The 17567-nt window shown below is 64.1% G+C and carries 18 protein-coding genes and 1 tRNA gene; 8 read left to right on the top strand and 11 right to left on the bottom strand.

Annotation, left to right across the window (positions count from 1 at the left end; genetic code table 11):
* The first annotated feature begins 45 nt into the window (after window positions 1–45).
* The 4 genes from lptB to ptsN all read left to right on the top strand — a co-directional run bounded on the left by lptB (window position 46) and on the right by ptsN (window position 4233).
* Window positions 46–1044: an LPS export ABC transporter ATP-binding protein gene (gene lptB / locus NR187_RS21865; RefSeq protein WP_256807575.1), complete on the top strand. Its 999-nt coding sequence runs from the start codon at window positions 46–48 to the stop codon at window positions 1042–1044.
* A gap of 91 nt (window positions 1045–1135) precedes the next feature.
* Complete coding sequence (gene rpoN / locus NR187_RS21870; protein ID WP_211383848.1) at window positions 1136–2779, top strand: RNA polymerase factor sigma-54; 1644 nt, start codon at window positions 1136–1138, stop codon at window positions 2777–2779.
* Window positions 2780–2949: 170 nt separating this feature from the next.
* Window positions 2950–3549 carry a ribosome hibernation-promoting factor, HPF/YfiA family gene (gene hpf / locus NR187_RS21875; RefSeq protein WP_211383849.1) on the top strand — a complete coding sequence of 200 codons (600 nt, stop codon included), beginning with the start codon at window positions 2950–2952 and terminating at the stop codon, window positions 3547–3549.
* Between the two features lie 222 nt (window positions 3550–3771).
* Window positions 3772–4233: a PTS IIA-like nitrogen regulatory protein PtsN gene (gene ptsN / locus NR187_RS21880; protein WP_008141251.1), complete on the top strand. Its 462-nt coding sequence runs from the start codon at window positions 3772–3774 to the stop codon at window positions 4231–4233.
* Window positions 4234–4421: 188 nt separating this feature from the next.
* On the opposite strand, the gene NR187_RS21885 is transcribed toward ptsN, so the two are convergent.
* From NR187_RS21885 to NR187_RS21920, 8 genes are all read right to left on the bottom strand, one after another.
* Window positions 4422–4694, bottom strand: coding sequence for a DUF1150 domain-containing protein (locus NR187_RS21885; protein ID WP_011083553.1), 273 nt, complete (start codon window positions 4692–4694; stop codon window positions 4422–4424).
* Between the two features lie 51 nt (window positions 4695–4745).
* A complete protein-coding gene (locus tag NR187_RS21890) occupies window positions 4746–5171 on the bottom strand; it encodes an Hsp20 family protein (RefSeq protein WP_211383850.1) in 426 nt (141 codons plus the stop codon).
* Between the two features lie 255 nt (window positions 5172–5426).
* A complete protein-coding gene (locus NR187_RS21895) occupies window positions 5427–6506 on the bottom strand; it encodes a sn-glycerol-3-phosphate import ATP-binding protein UgpC (RefSeq protein ID WP_211383851.1) in 1080 nt (359 codons plus the stop codon).
* A gap of 4 nt (window positions 6507–6510) precedes the next feature.
* Window positions 6511–7359: a sn-glycerol-3-phosphate ABC transporter permease UgpE gene (gene ugpE, locus NR187_RS21900; protein ID WP_211383852.1), complete on the bottom strand. Its 849-nt coding sequence runs from the start codon at window positions 7357–7359 to the stop codon at window positions 6511–6513.
* Window positions 7360–7362: 3 nt separating this feature from the next.
* Complete coding sequence (gene ugpA, locus NR187_RS21905) at window positions 7363–8244, bottom strand: sn-glycerol-3-phosphate ABC transporter permease UgpA (protein WP_211383853.1); 882 nt, start codon at window positions 8242–8244, stop codon at window positions 7363–7365.
* A gap of 63 nt (window positions 8245–8307) precedes the next feature.
* A complete protein-coding gene (gene ugpB, locus NR187_RS21910; protein WP_211383854.1) occupies window positions 8308–9624 on the bottom strand; it encodes a sn-glycerol-3-phosphate ABC transporter substrate-binding protein UgpB in 1317 nt (438 codons plus the stop codon).
* A gap of 384 nt (window positions 9625–10008) precedes the next feature.
* Window positions 10009–11226 (bottom strand): CaiB/BaiF CoA-transferase family protein, encoded by a 1218-nt coding sequence (locus NR187_RS21915; RefSeq protein ID WP_211383855.1) that lies wholly within the window; start codon window positions 11224–11226, stop codon window positions 10009–10011.
* A gap of 192 nt (window positions 11227–11418) precedes the next feature.
* A complete protein-coding gene (locus NR187_RS21920) occupies window positions 11419–11844 on the bottom strand; it encodes an organic hydroperoxide resistance protein (protein WP_211383856.1) in 426 nt (141 codons plus the stop codon).
* 154 nt (window positions 11845–11998) lie between these two features.
* On the opposite strand from NR187_RS21920, the gene NR187_RS21925 reads away from it, so the two are divergent.
* The gene (locus tag NR187_RS21925) at window positions 11999–12460 is read left to right on the top strand and encodes a MarR family winged helix-turn-helix transcriptional regulator (RefSeq protein ID WP_211383857.1); all 462 of its coding nucleotides are present in this window, start codon (window positions 11999–12001) and stop codon (window positions 12458–12460) included.
* 18 nt (window positions 12461–12478) lie between these two features.
* On the opposite strand, the gene NR187_RS34995 is transcribed toward NR187_RS21925, so the two are convergent.
* The 3 genes from NR187_RS34995 to NR187_RS21935 all read right to left on the bottom strand — a co-directional run bounded on the left by NR187_RS34995 (window position 12479) and on the right by NR187_RS21935 (window position 13449).
* Window positions 12479–12907 carry a GIY-YIG nuclease family protein gene (locus tag NR187_RS34995; RefSeq protein WP_211384212.1) on the bottom strand — a complete coding sequence of 143 codons (429 nt, stop codon included), beginning with the start codon at window positions 12905–12907 and terminating at the stop codon, window positions 12479–12481.
* Window positions 12868–12943: transfer RNA gene (locus NR187_RS21930), tRNA-Ala, on the bottom strand. Before NR187_RS21930 ends, NR187_RS34995 begins: the two co-directional genes overlap by 40 nt.
* 98 nt (window positions 12944–13041) lie before the next feature.
* A complete protein-coding gene (locus tag NR187_RS21935; protein ID WP_211383858.1) occupies window positions 13042–13449 on the bottom strand; it encodes a TIGR02300 family protein in 408 nt (135 codons plus the stop codon).
* A 110-nt stretch (window positions 13450–13559) separates the two neighbouring features.
* Here NR187_RS21935 and aroA point away from each other — a divergent pair, with 110 nt between their 5' ends.
* From aroA to rpsA, 3 genes are all read left to right on the top strand, one after another.
* Window positions 13560–14957: a 3-phosphoshikimate 1-carboxyvinyltransferase gene (gene aroA, locus NR187_RS21940; protein WP_372703242.1), complete on the top strand. Its 1398-nt coding sequence runs from the start codon at window positions 13560–13562 to the stop codon at window positions 14955–14957.
* Window positions 14954–15592: a (d)CMP kinase gene (cmk, locus tag NR187_RS21945; RefSeq protein WP_211383860.1), complete on the top strand. Its 639-nt coding sequence runs from the start codon at window positions 14954–14956 to the stop codon at window positions 15590–15592. Before aroA ends, cmk begins: the two co-directional genes overlap by 4 nt.
* A gap of 266 nt (window positions 15593–15858) precedes the next feature.
* A complete protein-coding gene (gene rpsA / locus NR187_RS21950; protein WP_211383861.1) occupies window positions 15859–17565 on the top strand; it encodes a 30S ribosomal protein S1 in 1707 nt (568 codons plus the stop codon).
* The last annotated feature ends 2 nt before the right edge of the window (window positions 17566–17567 follow it).

Consider the following 17567-nt stretch of genomic DNA (forward strand, 5'->3'; position numbering starts at 1 on the left):
GCGCGAATGTCGTTCAGGATCGTCGTGGAAGGCTAGAAGGCGGGGATGGTCGATCTCTTCAGCATGTTCCGTCGGCGCCCCGCCAAGCGCGGCCGGCCAGGATTTGCGCGTCAGGATATCACCGCGCTCGGTGACGGCGTCGGGGGGCTCGTGCCCAGCCCTGTCAGGGACACACCGCCGATTGCCCGCGACCAGCCGATGCGTGCGCCGGATCAGTTCCAGACCGATTATCAGGCCGAGCCGCAGCGTGCGCAGGCGGCTCACCCCGCCAGGTCGGCCACCAGGCCCAATGGCGCCGGCGGGCCCCAGCTCCTGAAGCGGCCGGGCTACCTCGCTGTGCATAGCGTGGAAAAGAGCTTCGGTAGCCGCAAGGTGGTGCGCGGTGTCAGCATCTACGTGCGCCGCGGTGAAGCGGTCGGCCTGCTCGGTCCGAACGGCGCCGGCAAGACCACCGTGTTCTACATGATCACCGGCCTGATCAAGCCCGATCGCGGCGCGATCGAGCTCGACGGCCACGACGTCACCAAGCTGCCGATGTATCAGCGCGCGCGGCTCGGCATCGGCTATCTGCCGCAGGAAGCCTCGATCTTCCGCGGCCTCACCGTCGAGCAGAACATCCGCGCCGTGCTCGAAGTGGTCGAGCCGTCGCGCAAGAAGCGCGAGCAGCAGCTCGACTCGCTGCTCGACGAATTCAACATCACGCGGCTGCGCAAATCGCCTTCGATCGCGCTGTCCGGCGGTGAGCGGCGCCGCGTCGAGATCGCGCGCGCGCTGGCGACGCGTCCGAACTACATGCTGCTCGACGAGCCTTTCGCGGGCATCGATCCGATCGCAGTCGGCGACATCCAGGATCTGGTCCGCCATCTCACCAATCGCGGCATCGGCGTGCTGATCACCGACCACAATGTGCGCGAGACGCTGGGCCTCACCGATCGCGCCTATATCGTCTATGCCGGTGAAATCTTGACCGAGGGCAGCCCGGATGAGATCGTCGCTGATCCGGATGTGCGCCGCCTTTACCTTGGCGAGGAATTCCGCCTCTAGCCCATTTTTCCAATTCGTCAAGCCGTGTACATCGGGCGCGGACTAGGATAAGCAAAAATCGGACCAACTTTTCGGGATCGGTTCTTGCTTCATGGCGCTTTCGCAGAGATTAGAGTTCCGGCAATCGCAGTCGCTGGTCATGACGCCGCAGTTGATGCAGGCGATCAAGCTGCTGCAATTGTCCAATCTCGATCTCACGACATTCGTGGAAGAGGAACTCGAGCGTAATCCGCTCCTGGAACGGGCCAACGACGAGCCCCCCGCGGGCGAGGCTCCCGCCGAGGCCCGCCAGTTCAGCGATGGCGAGGAGTCCGGCGGCCAGGGCGACGGACAGGGCGACGGACAGGGCGATGACGGCTTTGGCGGCAGCGGCGAGGCCTTCGAGCCGGGCCAGGAAGACTGGATGAACAAGGATCTCGGCACCCGCGCCGAGATCGAGCAGACCCTGGACACCGGCCTCGACAACGTCTTCTCCGAAGAGCCGGCCGAGGCTGCCGCCCGCAACGCCCAGGACGTGGCGCCGACCACCTATACGGAATGGGGCGGCGGCGCCTCCGGCGACGAGGACTACAATCTCGAAGCCTTCGTCGCCGCGGAAACCACGCTCCGCGACCATCTGGCCGAGCAGCTTTCGGTCGCCTTCGCCGGCCCTGCCCAGCGCATGATCGGCCAGTACCTGATCGACCTCGTCGACGAGGCCGGCTATTTGCCGCCCGATCTCGGCCAGGCCGCCCAGCGCCTTGGCGCCCCGCAGCAGGACATCGAGGCCGTTCTTGCCGTGCTGCAAAAATTCGATCCGCCCGGCGTTTGCGCGCGCAATTTGAGCGAATGCCTGGCGATCCAGCTCCGCGAGCTCGATCGCTACGACCCGGCGATGCAGGCGCTGGTCGAGCATCTCGATCTGCTCGCCAAGCGCGACGTCGCCTCGTTGCGCAAGCTGTGCGGTGTCGACGACGAGGACATCGCCGACATGATCGGCGAGATCCGCCGGCTCAATCCCAAGCCCGGCATGAAGTTCGGCTCGGCCCGTTTGCAGACCATGGTGCCTGACGTCTATGTCCGCCCGGGTCCGGACGGCGGCTGGCATGTCGAGCTCAACAGCGACACCTTGCCGCGCGTGCTGGTCAACCAGACCTATTATTCCGAGCTGTCGAAGAAGATCGGCAAGGACGGCGACAAGTCCTATTTCACCGACGCGCTCCAGAACGCGACCTGGCTGGTGCGAGCGCTCGACCAGCGCGCCCGCACCATCCTGAAAGTCGCAACCGAGATCGTGCGCCAGCAGGACGGCTTCTTCACCCACGGCGTGGCGCATCTGCGGCCGCTGAACCTGAAGGCCGTCGCCGACGCCATCCAGATGCATGAATCCACGGTGTCGCGCGTCACCGCCAACAAATACATGGCGACCAATCGCGGCACGTTCGAGCTGAAATATTTCTTCACGGCCTCGATCGCGTCGGCCGACGGCGGCGAGGCGCATTCGGCCGAAGCCGTGCGCCACCACATCAAGCAGCTGATCGATTCGGAAGCACCTGCCGCGATCCTGTCGGACGACACCATCGTGGAACGCTTGCGCGCCTCGGGCATTGATATTGCCCGCCGCACGGTCGCGAAGTACCGCGAAGCCATGCGCATTCCATCCTCGGTGCAACGCCGTCGCGACAAGCAGAGCGCTCTTGGTAACGTCCTCTCCAACGCAATGCCCGATCGCTCCCGCAACCCCGAGCCGGCCTGATTGCGCTGGCGCGAAATCGCGCTACTCTCCTTCCCCCATTCGCGACCGATCCAAGCACGCGCATGATCCGGAAAAGTGTGAAGCGGTTTTTCGAACGGATCACGCGCAGGGAACAAGCCCGGCTGCGATGACGCGTCGTCGCAGCGGGCGCAAACCAAGCGAGGCATCACATGACTCTTCGGATTTCGGGCAAGAGCGTCAGCGTCGGCGAGGCCCTGCGCGGCCGCGTGACCGACCGGACCGAAGAGGTCCTGCGTAAATATTTCGACGGCAATTATTCCGGCCACATCACGCTCAGCAAGGACGGTTTCGGCTTCCGGACCGACTGTGCGCTGCACCTCGATTCCGGAATTACGCTGGAAGCCGATTCGAACGCGCCGGACGCCTATGCCAGCGCCGACCAGGCGCTGCTGATGATCGAGAAGCGGCTCAAGCGCTACAAGAGCCGGCTCAAGGACCGCTCCGCCCGCAAGGCCCACGTCGCGTCCGCCGCGCTCGCGGCCATGGATGCCACGAGCTACGTGCTGGAAGCGCCGGGCGAGGGTGAGGACGAGGAAGAGGTCACCGGCTACAGCCCCGTCATCATTGCCGAGGCCACCACCGCCCTGAAACCGCTGTCGGTGAGCGAGGCCGTCATGGAGCTCGACCTCAGCGGAGCGCCCTGCCTGGTATTCCAGCATGGTTCCAGCGGCCGGGTGAACATCATTTACCGCCGCGCCGACGGCAATGTGGGCTGGATCGACCCGCCGGGGGCCAAACCGGACGGCTAGGGCCGGAACCGGGCCCCGTAGCATCCGCAGGCCTTAACAATGACCGGGGCAAAGCCGCACGCAGCAGTTGGCACCGGGATTGCGTTGGAGTAGAAGCGCCCCACATCAGGATCGGGGCTAAGTCCTCTTCCTGCTTCACCTTCTTGACGCCGGCCCGGCATGGTTTCTCTCCAAGCTGGCCAATTCGGAACCTGACGGTTTAATTCACCTCGGAAAATTTCCATGCCGATTACCGATCTGGTCGCACCCGAGGCGATTCTCCCGGCATTGAAGGTCAACAGCAAGAAACAGGCGCTCCAGGAGCTCGCGGCGAAGGCCGCCGAGCTGACCGGGCAGAACGAGCGCTCCGTGTTCGAGGTGCTGCTGCAGCGTGAGAAGCTCGGCACCACCGCGGTCGGCTACGGCGTCGCCATTCCGCACGGCAAACTGCCCAAGCTGGAAAAGATCTTCGGCCTGTTCGCGCGGCTCGATCGCCCGATCGATTTCGAGGCGATGGACGGCCAGCCGGTCGATCTCGTCTTCCTGCTGCTCGCCCCCGAAGGCGCCGGCGCCGATCATCTCAAGGCGCTCGCCCGCATCGCCCGTCTCCTCCGCGACCAGGACATCGCCAAGAAGCTCCGCGCCTCGCGCGATGCCCAGGCGATCTATTCGGTGCTCGCCCTGCCGCCGGCGACCGCGGCGTAATTTCTCACTGACTGCGAGAGTGCGAGTGTTTCATCTCGCTCTCGTACCCTGGACGCGAGAGTTGAGCGCGCCGTAGCCTCACACTCCGTCATTGCCGACGCGAAGACATCATTGCGCAAATGAAAACGGGCACGCCTTCGTCTGAAGACGTGCCCGCTTGAAACTCTATTCGTGCGACGCGCGCGTGCTCAGTGCACGCTCACCGCTTGCAGCTCGTTGCTCCAGGCGTTGGCGACCGCGGCTTCGCGGCTGTCGGTCAGCATGATCGGGGTGCCGTCGGCGGCGTGGAGCGCGAAGAGCTTGAGGCCCGGCGCGATTTTCGGCGCCTCGGGAAACAGGCCCGGAACGTCTTCGGAGCGGATCTGCTTCACATAGGCGATGTGGCCTTCGCCGAGGGTTGCCAGCGTCTCCGGAGAGACGTTCTTGGCTTCGTATTCGAACGCAACGTGACCTTCACTCATGGTCTCGACTCCTTCACAGAAACTAAGCGGTCGAGTCCGCTACTCGTTCCATTATTCGTGCTCATTGATAGCGATTGTCTTAACGATCCTCTCCGGTTCCGGCCGGGCCAGATCGATCGACAACAACCCGTTCTTCAGATCCGCACCCAGCACCAGCATCCCCTCCGCCAGCACGAAGGTGCGCTGGAAGTGGCGCGCGGCGATGCCGCGATGGATGTATTGCCGGGTCTTGTCGTCCTGCTGCCGCCCGCGGATCACGAGCTGGTTTTCCTCAATGCTTACATCGAGTTGGTCGCGGGTGAATCCGGCGACCGCCAGCGTGATGCGCAGCCGCTCGGGCTGGCCGTCGGACCGGTCGCACCGCTCGATATTGTAGGGCGGGTAACCGTCGGCGCCTTTGACGACGCGGTCGAGCACGCGCTCGATCTCGTCGAAGCCCAGAAGGAACGGACTGGAAAGCGTTGGAACACGAGACATAGTTTACAAAGTCCTCTCGAAGCGACTTTGGCATTTCAGGGCCCTGAAACGGCACCCCTTGGTCAGCAATATGGTCATATCCCCATGTCGGTTCAAGGACGTAGCCGGGGCTGTGGATGGACCGTCCCGGCCATCCTCGACCTTGACAAGCCGGGCACGACGAATCTGCGGGCGATTTATCCCAATGAAAACAACCCCCCGGCTACTGTGCATGGGGTTGTTTTCGCCGTTTTGGTCGCGGACCTGCGAAATCGGTCAGGCCTCGATCCGCGTCCGTCCGTCGTCGCTGAACAGATGCAGCTTTTGGCGCACCGCTGCGACGCGGATTTTCTGGCCGATCGGCGGCGCCTCGGAGCCGGGAATGCGGACGATGACCTCGCCGGGCGGCAGCTCGCCCGGATTGGCTGCGATGCGCTGCTCGTCCTGCGCCCGCGTGCCATAGACGAAGGTTTCGGCGCCGACACGCTCGATCGCCTCGACAGTCAACGCAAGCGCGACGCCGCCGGCGGGCGTCTGGTCGGTGATGACGAAATCCTCGGGACGGATGCCGAGGATGCCGGCGTCGGCGCTGCCGAGCTGCGATTTGATCTCGTCGGCGCGCGTCGACATCAGATTCATCGGCGGCGCCCCGATGAAGGAGGCGACGAAGGTCGTGGCCGGCTTCTCGTAGATCGCCAGGGGATTGCCGACCTGCTCGACCTTGCCGCCATTCATCACCACGAGAATGTCGGCGAGCGTCATCGCCTCGAGCTGGTCGTGGGTGACGTAGATCGACGTCGTGTTGAGCCGGCGCTGCAATTTGCGGATCTCGACGCGCATCGCGATGCGCAGTTTCGCGTCGAGGTTCGACAGCGGCTCGTCGAACAGGAACACCTTAGGCTGGCGCACAATGGCGCGGCCCATCGCGACGCGCTGACGCTGGCCGCCGGACAATTGTCCGGGCTTGCGATCGAGCATGGTGCCGAGCTCGAGAATGCGCGCGGCTTCCTGCACTCGCGTCTCGATCTCGGGCTTCGGCATGCCGCGATTGCGCAGGCCGTAGGCCATGTTGTTGTAGACGCTCATATGCGGATAGAGCGCGTAGTTCTGGAACACCATCGCGATGTCGCGATCGGCCGGCTCGACCTGGTTGACGACGCGTCCGCCGATGTCGATCTCGCCCGAGCTGATGGTCTCGAGCCCCGCAACCATCCGGAGCAGCGTTGACTTGCCGCAGCCCGATGGACCGACCAGCACGCAGAACTGCCCGTCGGCGACATCGACGTCGACGCCTTTGATCGCCTCGAAACCGTTGGGATAGGCCTTGCGGACGTTGCGCAGGGTAACATTGGCCATAGGCCTACTTCTCCGTTTCGATCAGGCCCTTCACGAACAGGCGCTGCAAAAGCACGACGATCGCCACTGGCGGCAGCATCGCGAGCACCGCGGTCGCCATCGCGACCGACCATTCCGTGAGTGCGTCCTTCACATCGATGATCTTCTTGATGCCGATCACGATGGTCTGCATGTCGTCGCGCGTGGTGATCAGGAGCGGCCAGAGATACTGGTTCCAGCCGTAGATGAAGAGGATGACGAACAGCGCGGCGATGTTGGTCACCGAGAGCGGCAGCAGCGTATCGAAGAAGAAGCGGATCGGGCCGGCGCCATCCATCTTCGAGGCCTCGACCAGCTCCTTCGGGATGGTCATGAAGAACTGCCGGAACAGCAGCGTCGCCGTCGCGGACGCGATCAATGGCAGGATCAGGCCGGAATAGGAATCCAGCATGTGCAGGTCGGACGTGATCTTGTAGGTCGGGAAGATGCGCACCTCGACCGGCAGCATCAGCGTGACGAAGATGGTCCAGAACGTCGCCATGCGGAACGGGAAGTTGAAGAACACGATGGCGTAGGCCGAGAGGATGGAGATCGCGATTTTTCCGACCGCGATCCCCACCGCCATGATGAAGCTCGCCATCAGCATGCTGCCGACCGGCTCGCGCGTGGTCCTGCCGGCACCGGAGACGATGGTGTTCCAATAGGTCTCGAGCGCGTGGCTGCCGGGATAGAGCGGCATCTGGCCGTTGGCGATGACGGTGTTGTCGTGGGTGGACGCGATGATCGCGAGATAGACCGGGAAGGCGACCACGGCCACGCCGGCCAGCAGCACCAGGTGAGGCAACAGATTTCCAAATCGGCGATGCTCTACCATGGCTCAGTAATGCACTTTCTTTTCGACGTAGCGGAACTGGATCGCGGTGAGCCCGATGACGATGATCATGAGGATCACCGATTGCGCCGCCGAGCCGCCGAGATCGGAGCCGGCCTTGCCGTCGAGAAACACCTTGTAGACCAGCGTCGACGTGGATCCGTTCGGGCCGCCTTCGGTTGCGGTGTCGATGATGCCGAGCGTGTTGAAGAAGGCATAGGTGATGTTGACGACGATCAGGAAGAACGTCGTCGGCGACAGCAGCGGGAAGACGATGGTCCAGAACCGCCGCGCGGGCCTCGCCCCGTCGATCGCGGCCGCCTCGATCACGCTCTTCGGGATCGACTGCAGGCCGGCGAGGAAGAACAGGAAATTGTAGCTGATCTGGTTCCAGACCGCGACGATGACGATCAGGATCATCGCATGGTTGCCGTTGAGCACAGGATTCCAGTCGATGCCGTTGCGCTGGAGCGCGCGCGCGATCATGCCGAGCCCCGGCTGGAACATGAAGATGAACAGCACGCTCGCCACGGCAGGGGCGACGGCATAGGGGATGATCAGGAAGGTGCGATAGATCTGCACGCCCGCGATGTTGCGGTTCGCCATGACGGCGAGCAGGAGTCCGATGGCGAGCGAGAAGAACACCACGAGCAGCGAGAAGAAGAAGGTGGTGCCGATCGCGTGATAATATTCGGGCGTCTTCAGCAGGGTGACGTAATTCTCGAACCAGACGAACTCGGTCGAGAGCCCGAAGGCATCCTGCACCAGGAAGGATTGCCAGAGCGCCTGCGCCGCCGGCCAGTAAAAGAAGATCAGGGAGATCGCAAGCTGCGGAAATACCAGGAGGCAGGCGAGGAGCCTGCCTGAGAAGATCGCCCGGTTCTCCATGAAGCCCCCGCCTCAATTGTGTGATCGTGGCTGCGGCCCGTCCGCAGCCACGATGTGACGACGCTACTTGGTCGCGGTGCGCTCGAACTGACGCAGCATCTGGTTGCCGCGCGAGACCGCGGCATCGAGCGCCTCCTTGGCCGACTTCTTGCCGGCGAGCGCTGCCTCGATTTCTTCGGACCAGACGTCGCGCATCTGCACCATTCCGCCGAAGCGCAGGCCGCGGGAGTTGTCCGTCGGCGGCTTGTTGGTCAGTTCCTTCAGCGGCACTTCGAGAATCGGATTCTTCTCATAGAAGCCCGACGCCTTGGTCTTGTCGTAAGCCGCCTTGGTGATCGGCAGATAGCCGGAGACCTCGTGCAGGTAGACCTGGCGGTCCGTGTCGGACAGGAAGGTGAAGAACTTCGCGATGCCCTTGTACTCTTCCTTGGACTTGCCGCCCATGACCCACAGTGAAGCGCCGCCGATGATGGAGTTCTGCGGCGCGTCCTTGGCGTCCGGGAAATAGGGCATCGGAACCGCCGTATAGTTGAACTTCGCGTTCGCCTTGACGTTCGGATAGAAGGCCGAGGACGTCATGTAGAGCGCGCATTCGCCGGAGGTGAAACGACCTTCGCCGGTGTTGGTGCGACCCGAATAGTCGTAGCTCTTGTCCTTTTGCAGCTCGACGAGATTTTCCAGAAGCTTGGTCTCGAGCGGATTGTTGAATTCCAGCACGGTGTCGAAGCCGTCGAGCCCGTTGGCCTTCGTGCCGATCGGGATATTGTGCCAGGCCGAGAACTGCTCGATGAAGCCCCAGGTGACCCAGGACGACGAGAAGCCGCAGGTCGGGCTCGTCGCATGCAGCTTCTTGGCATCCGCGAACACCTCGGGCCAGGTCTTCGGCGGCGCGTCGATGCCGGCCTTCTTCAGGGCGTCGAGGTTGGCCCACATGACCATGCTCGACGAGTTGAACGGGAACGAGAGCATCTCGCCCTTCGCGGTCGAGTAGTAGCCGGTGATTGCCGGCAGGTAGGACTGCGGATCGAACTTCTCGCCCTGCTCCTTCATGAGATCCGAGACGGGCTTGATGGCGCCCTTGGCGGCCATCATGGTCGCGGTGCCGACCTCGAACACCTGCATGATGCCCGGTGCGTTGCCGGCGCGGAACGCCGCGATGCCGGCGTTCAACGTGTCGGCATAGCTGCCCTTGAAGGTCGGGACGATCTTGTAGTCGCCCTGAGACGCGTTGAAATCGTTGGCAAGCTTGACCACGACGTCGTTGTTCGGGCCGGTCATCGCGTGCCACCACTGGATTTCGGTCACGGCCCACGCGGGCGAAGCGCCCGAACCAACCATGGCTGCAACAGCGGCAGCCGCTCCAAAGCGTCGAAGAGCCATCAAGTAAACCTCCCTTGGGTCGTCAAAATGATCGCTTGCGCTAGCAGCGCCATATGACGTTCACATGACTGTGTAAGCGGCCGAAACGAAAGCGGCAAGCGCTGGAAAAGGGAAGCCGTCAAATAGGCGAATGCCGAGCGTGCAGCCGCCTCCGTTCGCGGTGCACATGCGCGCCCGCGCCGCAGTGCGGCATTGGATCTGTGAGGCTGACGAACAGGCCGCGGGTTCAAAACCTCTCCCGCTTGCGGGAGAGGTCGCGCGTAGCACGGGTGAGTGTTCTCTCCTCCGGGGGATTGTCCCATTGCGGAGACACCCTCTCCCCAACACTCCCCCGTAAGCGGAGGAGGGAGCGCACTTGCGCTGCCGCTCGATCTTCGTCCTATCTCAGCGCTTGCGCTCGGGGCCGCAGACGGTGCCCTTCTCGACCATCGCGTCGATCTCCGCCTTGGAGTAGCCGAACTCGCCCAGCACTTCCTGGGAGTGCTGGCTGAATTTCGGCGGCAGGCGGCGCAGGCTCGGCTTGCTGCGATCGAGCCGGATCGGCGAGGCGACACCCTTGTACCAGTCCTTCTCGATGATGTCGCCGCGATGGATCGTGTGCGGGTTCGTCAACGCCTGGTCGATCTTCTGCACAGGGCCCGCCGGCAGGCCCGCGGCAAGCAGGCGATTGCACAGCGGCTCGGCCTCGTGCTGGCTGAACACGGCGGCAAGCTCGGCCCGCAGCGCCTCGCGATTGGCGATGCGGTCCTTGTTGCGGGCGAAGCGCGGATCGGTGCCGAGCTCGGGCTTGCCGATCTCCTTGGCGAGCTTGCGGAAGGTGCCGTCATTGCCGACGCCGATGAAGATGTCGTCGGTCTTGGTCGGGAAGATCGCGTAGGGCACGAGGTTGGGATGCTCGTTGCCGGTGAGCGACGGCGGCTTGCCATGCATGAAATAGTTCGCAGTGTGCGGATGCATGATGGCAAGGCCGGTCTCGTACAGCGTCGTCTCCAGGAACTGCCCCTGGCCCGAGCGCTGCCGCTCCGACAGCGCCATCAGGATGCCGATCGCCGCATACAGCCCGGTGGTGATGTCGACCAGCGGCACGCCGATCCGCATCGGCCCGCTCTCGGGCGAGCCGGTTGCAGCGATCATGCCGGTCATGGCCTGGATGATGGCGTCATAGCCGGGATTGCCGCCGCGCGGCCCGTCGGCGCCGAAGCCGCAGATCCGGCAATGCACGAGGCGCGGGAATTTTTCGCGCAGCACCTCGCTGCCGATGCCCCATTTCTCCAGCGTGCCCGGCTTGAAATTCTCGATCAGGACGTCGGCCGTCTCCAGCATCTTGAGCAGAACAGTTCGGCCGCCTTCGGAGGCGAGGTCGAGGCCGATCGAGCGCTTGTTGCGGTTGATGCCGACGAAATAGGCCGCGTCCTCCTCGTGGAAGGGCGGGCCCCAGTCGCGCACCTCGTCGCCGGCGGGCGGCTCGACCTTGATCACGTCGGCGCCATGGTCGGCGAGAATCTGGGTGCAATAGGGGCCGCCGAGCACGCGCGTGAGATCGATGACGCGCAGTCCACTCATTGCGCCTGGTGCGGCTCCAGAACTGGCGGCTTCAGTCATGCCTTCGCTTCCCCTGTGTCGATCATTGATCACAGGCCTAGCGAGGTTTTTTTGCCCCAGCAATGGCTTGGTGCGTAGGGGCGTATGCGGTGCCGCCGCGCCATCCCGCGGGATGGCAAATCAAGAATCTGGCAAATCGAACCGAAGCGGCCGGCCCGAGGGGGATCCCGGGCCAGCCAATCCGCCGTTGGATCAGACGACCGTCAGGCGAACGTCGACATTGCCGCGCGTCGCGTTGGAATACGGGCACACCTGGTGCGCCTTCTCGACCAGCGCCTCGGCCTCCGCGCGGGCAAGGCCCGGCAACGAGACGGCGAGATCGATGTCGAGCCCGAAGCCGCCGGCCGAGCGCGGGCCGATGCCGACCGTCGAGGTCACGGAGGCATCGCCGGGAACCTTCGGGCCGCCTTGCGAGGCCACGAACTTCATCGCGCCGATGAAGCAGGCGGCATAGCCGGCCGCAAACAGCTGCTCGGGATTGTTGCCTGCGCCGCCGCCGCCGCCGAGCTCCTTCGGCGTGGTGAGCTTGACGTCGAGCGCGCCGTCGAGGGTCGCAGCATGGCCGTCACGGCCGCCGGTGGCTTTTGCGCTGGTCTTGTAGAGGACGTTCACGGACATTTTCGTCTCCTCAGGTCTTCGGGTTGGGGTGACGCTTCTATCGCAAACAATTAGATTGTGTGCAATTGAAATCAGACTGTCTCACATTTAATTGTTCGCAATTGAATGTGCCGCCCGCCGGGCCCAGAATGAGGAAAGCCCCGTGAGATTCTCCATGCCCCGGAAACATCCGGCAGCGGACCAGCCGCTTCGCCTCGACAACCAGATCTGCTTCGCGGTCTATTCCGCTGCGCATGCCTTCAACCGCGTCTACAAGCCGCTGCTGGACCGGCTCGGCCTGACCTATCCGCAATATCTGGTGATGCTGGTGCTGTGGGAGCGCGACGACGTGCCGGTCAAGGACATCGGTGAAAGGCTGTTCCTCGATTCCGGCACGCTGACACCGCTGCTCAAGCGGCTCGAGGCCGCCCATCTCGTCAAGCGCACGCGCTCGAGCGAGGACGAACGCCAGGTGCTGATCGCGCTGACGGCGCAGGGCCACGCCCTGAAGGACAAGGCGCGCGCCGTTCCGCAATCGATCCTGGCGGCGTCGGACTGCTCGGTCTCGGAACTGGTCGCGATGAAGGACGAGATCGTCGCGCTACGCGACCGGCTGAATGCGGTGATCGGGGAGTAGGGCGGTTAGCGCGGGCAATCAGAAGTATTTCTTTGCGAAAGCTCGCCCCGAGCCGGATTTAAGATATCGCTCGAATGCGACGGCGCGTGCGGCATCATCAAATGCGAAATAGGTTCGTATTCTCCAGGGACCATATTTCGACGTGTGAGGAACCTCTCCGGCATTATGCTTGGCTAAACGAGCCCGCAGGTCGTCGGTGACGCCCACATAAAAATGCTCGTGGTCGAGACTTTCGAGAATGTAGACGTACTTCGTGTCCCATACCCCCCACGAGGACAGGATACAAAACCAGTCTAAGGATGCGATTGGGAATTTGCCCAGGCCCGCCGTCGCCCTTCGGGCTACGGCGAGGCAGCCTTCGCTACGATGGGGCTTGCCCAGCCGAAGCAGGCGCAGCCTGCGAAGGCTGGTGGAGCCAGGCGGGATCGAACCGCCGACCTCTTGCATGCCATGCAAGCGCTCTCCCAGCTGAGCTATGGCCCCTTAGTCTTCCAGTTGGGTGGGTCCTGGGGGACCCGTCCCGGCCGGCGAGCCCTAAGCGACTCGCGCGGTGCACCCTTTTTCACAGATCAGGGCTGATCTCAAGTCTCTTCATCGCCGCCGACGTCACCAATGATGTCGGTCACGTCTTCGTCGCCTTCTTCCTCGTCGGGGATGAAGGTCGAATCATCGTCATCGTCGTCGTCGAGTGTCTCGTCGACCTCGATGTCGTCCTCGGATTCGGGCACCACGGCCTTGACCTTGCCGGTGTTTTCCTCGGCATCGGCCTCCTCGAGCGAGACCTCCTCGACCTCCGCCGGCTCCGGCGTGGTGTCGGCGGCTGCTGCGTGGCGGGCTTCGGCGCCGCGGGGCGCGCGCGCCGGCGCCACGGGCGCAATCGGCACGACTTCACCGGTATAGGGTGAGATCACCGGATTCTTGTTGAGGTCATAGAATTTCTTGCCCGTGGTCGGGCAAATACGTTTGGTTCCGAGTTCGGACTTGGCCACGGCAGGAATCCTGGAGATGTCTGAAAAGCGGTGCTTCACTTGGCTAGTTGGCGGCCCGCTGTCAATAGCGCATTACGGGAGAAAGACATGCCCGTGACGGCGGGGAGACCATGTGGTACCTGCCCCGGAAACCCGGCAGGGATGTTTTGGGCCTATCCAAGGACGCAATCTTGACCCATTCCGACAAGCCGACGCCGCTTCAGTCGCGCGCAAGCGGTCCCCTGACCGGGAGGGTACGGGTGCCCGGGGACAAGTCGATCTCCCACCGCGCCCTCATCCTGGGCGCGCTCGCGGTCGGCGAGACCCGGATTTCGGGCCTCCTCGAGGGCGAGGACGTGCTCAACACCGCCAAATCCATGCAGGCCCTGGGCGCCAAGGTCGAGCGCATCGGCGATTTCGCCTGGAAGGTGCAGGGGGTGGGCGTCGCGGGCTTCGCCCAGCCCAGGGCGCCGCTCGATTTCGGCAACTCCGGCACCGGCTGCCGGCTCGTCATGGGCGCCGTCGCCGGCTGCCCGATCTCGGCGGTCTTCGACGGCGATGCCTCGTTGCGCAGCCGCCCCATGCGCCGGATCCTGGATCCGTTGGAAAAGATGGGCGCGCGGGTCGTCTCCGGTGGCGAGGGCGGCCGCTTGCCGCTGACCGTCCAGGGCGCGCGCGATCCGCTGCCCATCACCTACAAGACCCCGGTCGCCTCGGCCCAGATCAAATCGGCCGTGCTGCTGGCGGGCCTGGCCGCGCCCGGCGCCACCACGGTGATCGAGTCCGAGGCCAGTCGCGACCACACCGAGTTGATGCTGAAGCATTTTGGTGCGGAGATCATCTCCGTGCCGGAGGGCCTGCACGGCCGCCGCATTACGCTCACGGGTCAGCCCGAGCTGCATGGCGCCACCGTCGTGGTGCCCGCCGATCCCTCGTCGGCGGCGTTCCCGGTCGTTGCCGCGCTGATCGTAGAAGGCTCCGATATCGTCCTGTCCGACGTCATGACCAATCCGCTGCGGACCGGTCTTTTCACGACGCTGCGCGAAATGGGCGCCTCGATCGAGGAAAGCGAGGTGCGCGGCGACGCCGGCGAGCCGATGGCGAAGCTGCGCGTGCGCGCCTCGAAACTGCGCGGAGTCGAGGTGCCGCCGGAGCGCGCACCGTCGATGATCGACGAATATCTCGTGCTGGCGGTGGCGGCCTCCTTCGCCGAGGGCACGACGATCATGCGCGGCCTGCAGGAGCTGCGCGTGAAGGAATCCGACCGCCTGGAAGCCACCGCCGACATGCTGCGCGTCAACGGCGTCAAGGTCGAGGTCTCCGGCGACGATCTGATCGTCGAGGGCCGCGGCCACGTCCCTGGCGGCGGCACAGTCGCCACCCACATGGACCATCGCATCGCGATGTCCGCGCTGGTGATGGGCTGCGCCTCCGATCGGCCCGTGACCGTCGACGACACCGCCTTCATCGCCACCAGCTTTCCGGATTTCATTCCGATGATGCGTTCGCTCGGGGCCGAGTTTTCATGATCATCGCCATCGACGGGCCCGCGGCCTCGGGAAAGGGGACGCTCGGCAAGCGTCTTGCCCACCACTATGGCTACCGTCATCTCGATACCGGCGTGATCTATCGCGCGGTGGCCTACGCCCTGATGCAGTCCGGTCATGATCTCCGGGACGAGGCGGCGGCGGTCGCGGCGGCGCTGGAACTCGATCCTGAAAAGTTCGGCAATCCCGCCCTGAAAACCCAGAAGGCCGGCGAGGGCGCCTCCATCGTCTCGGCCATCCCCAGGGTCCGCGAGGCCCTGATCAATTTCCAGCGGCAATTCGCCGCCGATCCGCCGGGAGCGGTGCTGGACGGCCGGGACATTGGAACCGTGATCTGCCCGCATGCCGACGTGAAGATCTTCGTCGTCGCCGACCCCAGGGTCCGCGCCCGCCGCCGGACCATGGAGGCCAGGGCGCGGGGCGAGGAGGCGGACGAGGCGGCCGTGCTCGCCGACATCATCCAGCGCGACGAACGCGACAAGAACCGGCCGATTGCGCCCCTGAAGCCGGCCGCCGATGCTTACTTGCTAGATAACTCCCAACTGGATATAGAGGGCGGCGTCCGGGCCGCCATCGACATTATCGAGGCCGTCCGAGCGGGCCGGTCGCGGGGTTAAGCCGCTGCCGTCATTGGAGGAAGCGCCCGCTCCCGCTCTATGAGGTCGATACCTTCGGTCCCTGTTTCGGGGCCGTCGCGATCCAGGCTCCGGACACAGATTTCCACGTATCGAACGCGCGGGCCTCAGCCGGCCCGCTTCCGCTGTTCCGCCTCCAGGCCGGAGCAGCGAGCGGTCGCTCGAAGGTCTTGCGGACCTTCCGACACTGCGCGTGCGATCCGCCCATGAACCCAACGGCCGGCACGACATCCGCAACTGGAGAACAAATGGCTTCGACTTCCGCTGATACCTATAGCCCGTCGCGTGACGATTTCGCCGCGATGCTCGACGAGTCCTTCGCAGGCGGCAACCTGCAGGAAAGCTCCGTCGTCAAGGGCAAGGTGGTTGCAATTGAAAAGGACATGGCCGTCATCGACGTCGGCCTGAAGACCGAGGGCCGCGTCGCCCTTCGCGAATTTTCCGGCCCCGGCCGTGACAGCGAGATCAAGGTCGGCGACGAGGTGGAAGTGTTCCTCGATCGCATCGAGAACGCCCTCGGCGAAGCCGTGCTGTCGCGCGACAAGGCGCGCCGCGAAGAGAGCTGGGGCAAGCTCGAGAAGGCGTTCCAGAACAACGAGAAGGTCAACGGCGTCATCTTCAACCAGGTCAAGGGCGGCTTCACCGTCGACCTCGACGGTGCCGTGGCCTTCCTGCCGCGCTCGCAGGTCGACATCCGTCCGATCCGCGACGTTGCGCCGCTGATGAACAACTCGCAGCCGTTCCAGATCCTCAAGATGGACCGCCGCCGCGGCAACATCGTGGTGTCGCGCCGCACGGTTCTCGAAGAGACCCGCGCCGAGCAGCGCCAGGAGCTGGTGCAGAATCTCGAAGAGGGTCAGGTCATCGACGGCGTGGTCAAGAACATCACCGATTACGGTGCGTTCGTTGATCTCGGCGGCATCGACGGCCTGCTGCACGTCACCGACATCGCGTGGCGCCGCGTCAACCACCCGACCGAGGTGCTCTCGATCGGCCAGACCGTGAAGGTCAAGATCATCAAGATCAACCACGAGACGCACCGCATCTCGCTGGGCATGAAGCAGCTGCTGGACGACCCGTGGCAGGGCATCGAAGCCAAGTACCCGCTGGGTGCCCGCTTCACCGGCCGTGTCACCAACATCACCGACTACGGCGCGTTCGTCGAGCTCGAGCCGGGCATCGAAGGCCTGATCCACGTTTCCGAGATGTCGTGGACCAAGAAGAACATGCACCCCGGCAAGATCGTCTCGACCTCGCAGGAAGTCGAAGTGCAGGTGCTGGAAGTCGATTCCGTCAAGCGCCGCATCTCGCTCGGCCTCAAGCAGACCATGCGCAACCCCTGGGAGGTCTTCGTCGAAGGTCACCCGACCGGTTCGACGGTCGAAGGCGAGGTCAAGAACAAGACCGAATTCGGTCTGTTCCTGGGCCTCGAGGGCGACGTCGACGGCATGGTCCATCTCTCCGACCTCGACTGGAAGCTTCCGGGCGAGCAGGTGATCGACAACTACAAGAAGGGCGACATGGTGAAGGCCGTGGTGCTCGATGTGGACGTCGAGAAGGAGCGCATCTCGCTCGGCATCAAGCAGCTCGAAGGCGACCCATTCGCCGAGCCGGGCGATGTCAAGAAGGGCGCGGTCGTGACCTGCGAAGTGCTCGAAGTGAAGGAGAGCGGCATCGAGGTGAAGATCGCCGGTACCGACTTCACCACGTTCGTCAAGCGCTCGGAGCTCGCCCGTGACCGCAACGACCAGCGCGCCGAACGCTTCGCCGTCGGCGAGAAGGTCGATGCCCGCGTGATCCAGTTCGACAAGAAGGCCCGCAAGGTCCAGGTGTCGATCAAGGCGCTCGAAGTCGCCGAAGAGAAGGAAGCCATCGCGCAGTACGGCTCCTCCGATTCGGGAGCGACGCTCGGCGACATCCTCGGCACCGCGCTCAAGAACCGCGACAGCAAGTAAGC

It is taken from the genome of Bradyrhizobium sp. Bra64, assembly GCF_024519875.1.
Classification (GTDB): Bacteria; Pseudomonadota; Alphaproteobacteria; order Rhizobiales; family Xanthobacteraceae; genus Bradyrhizobium; species Bradyrhizobium japonicum_G.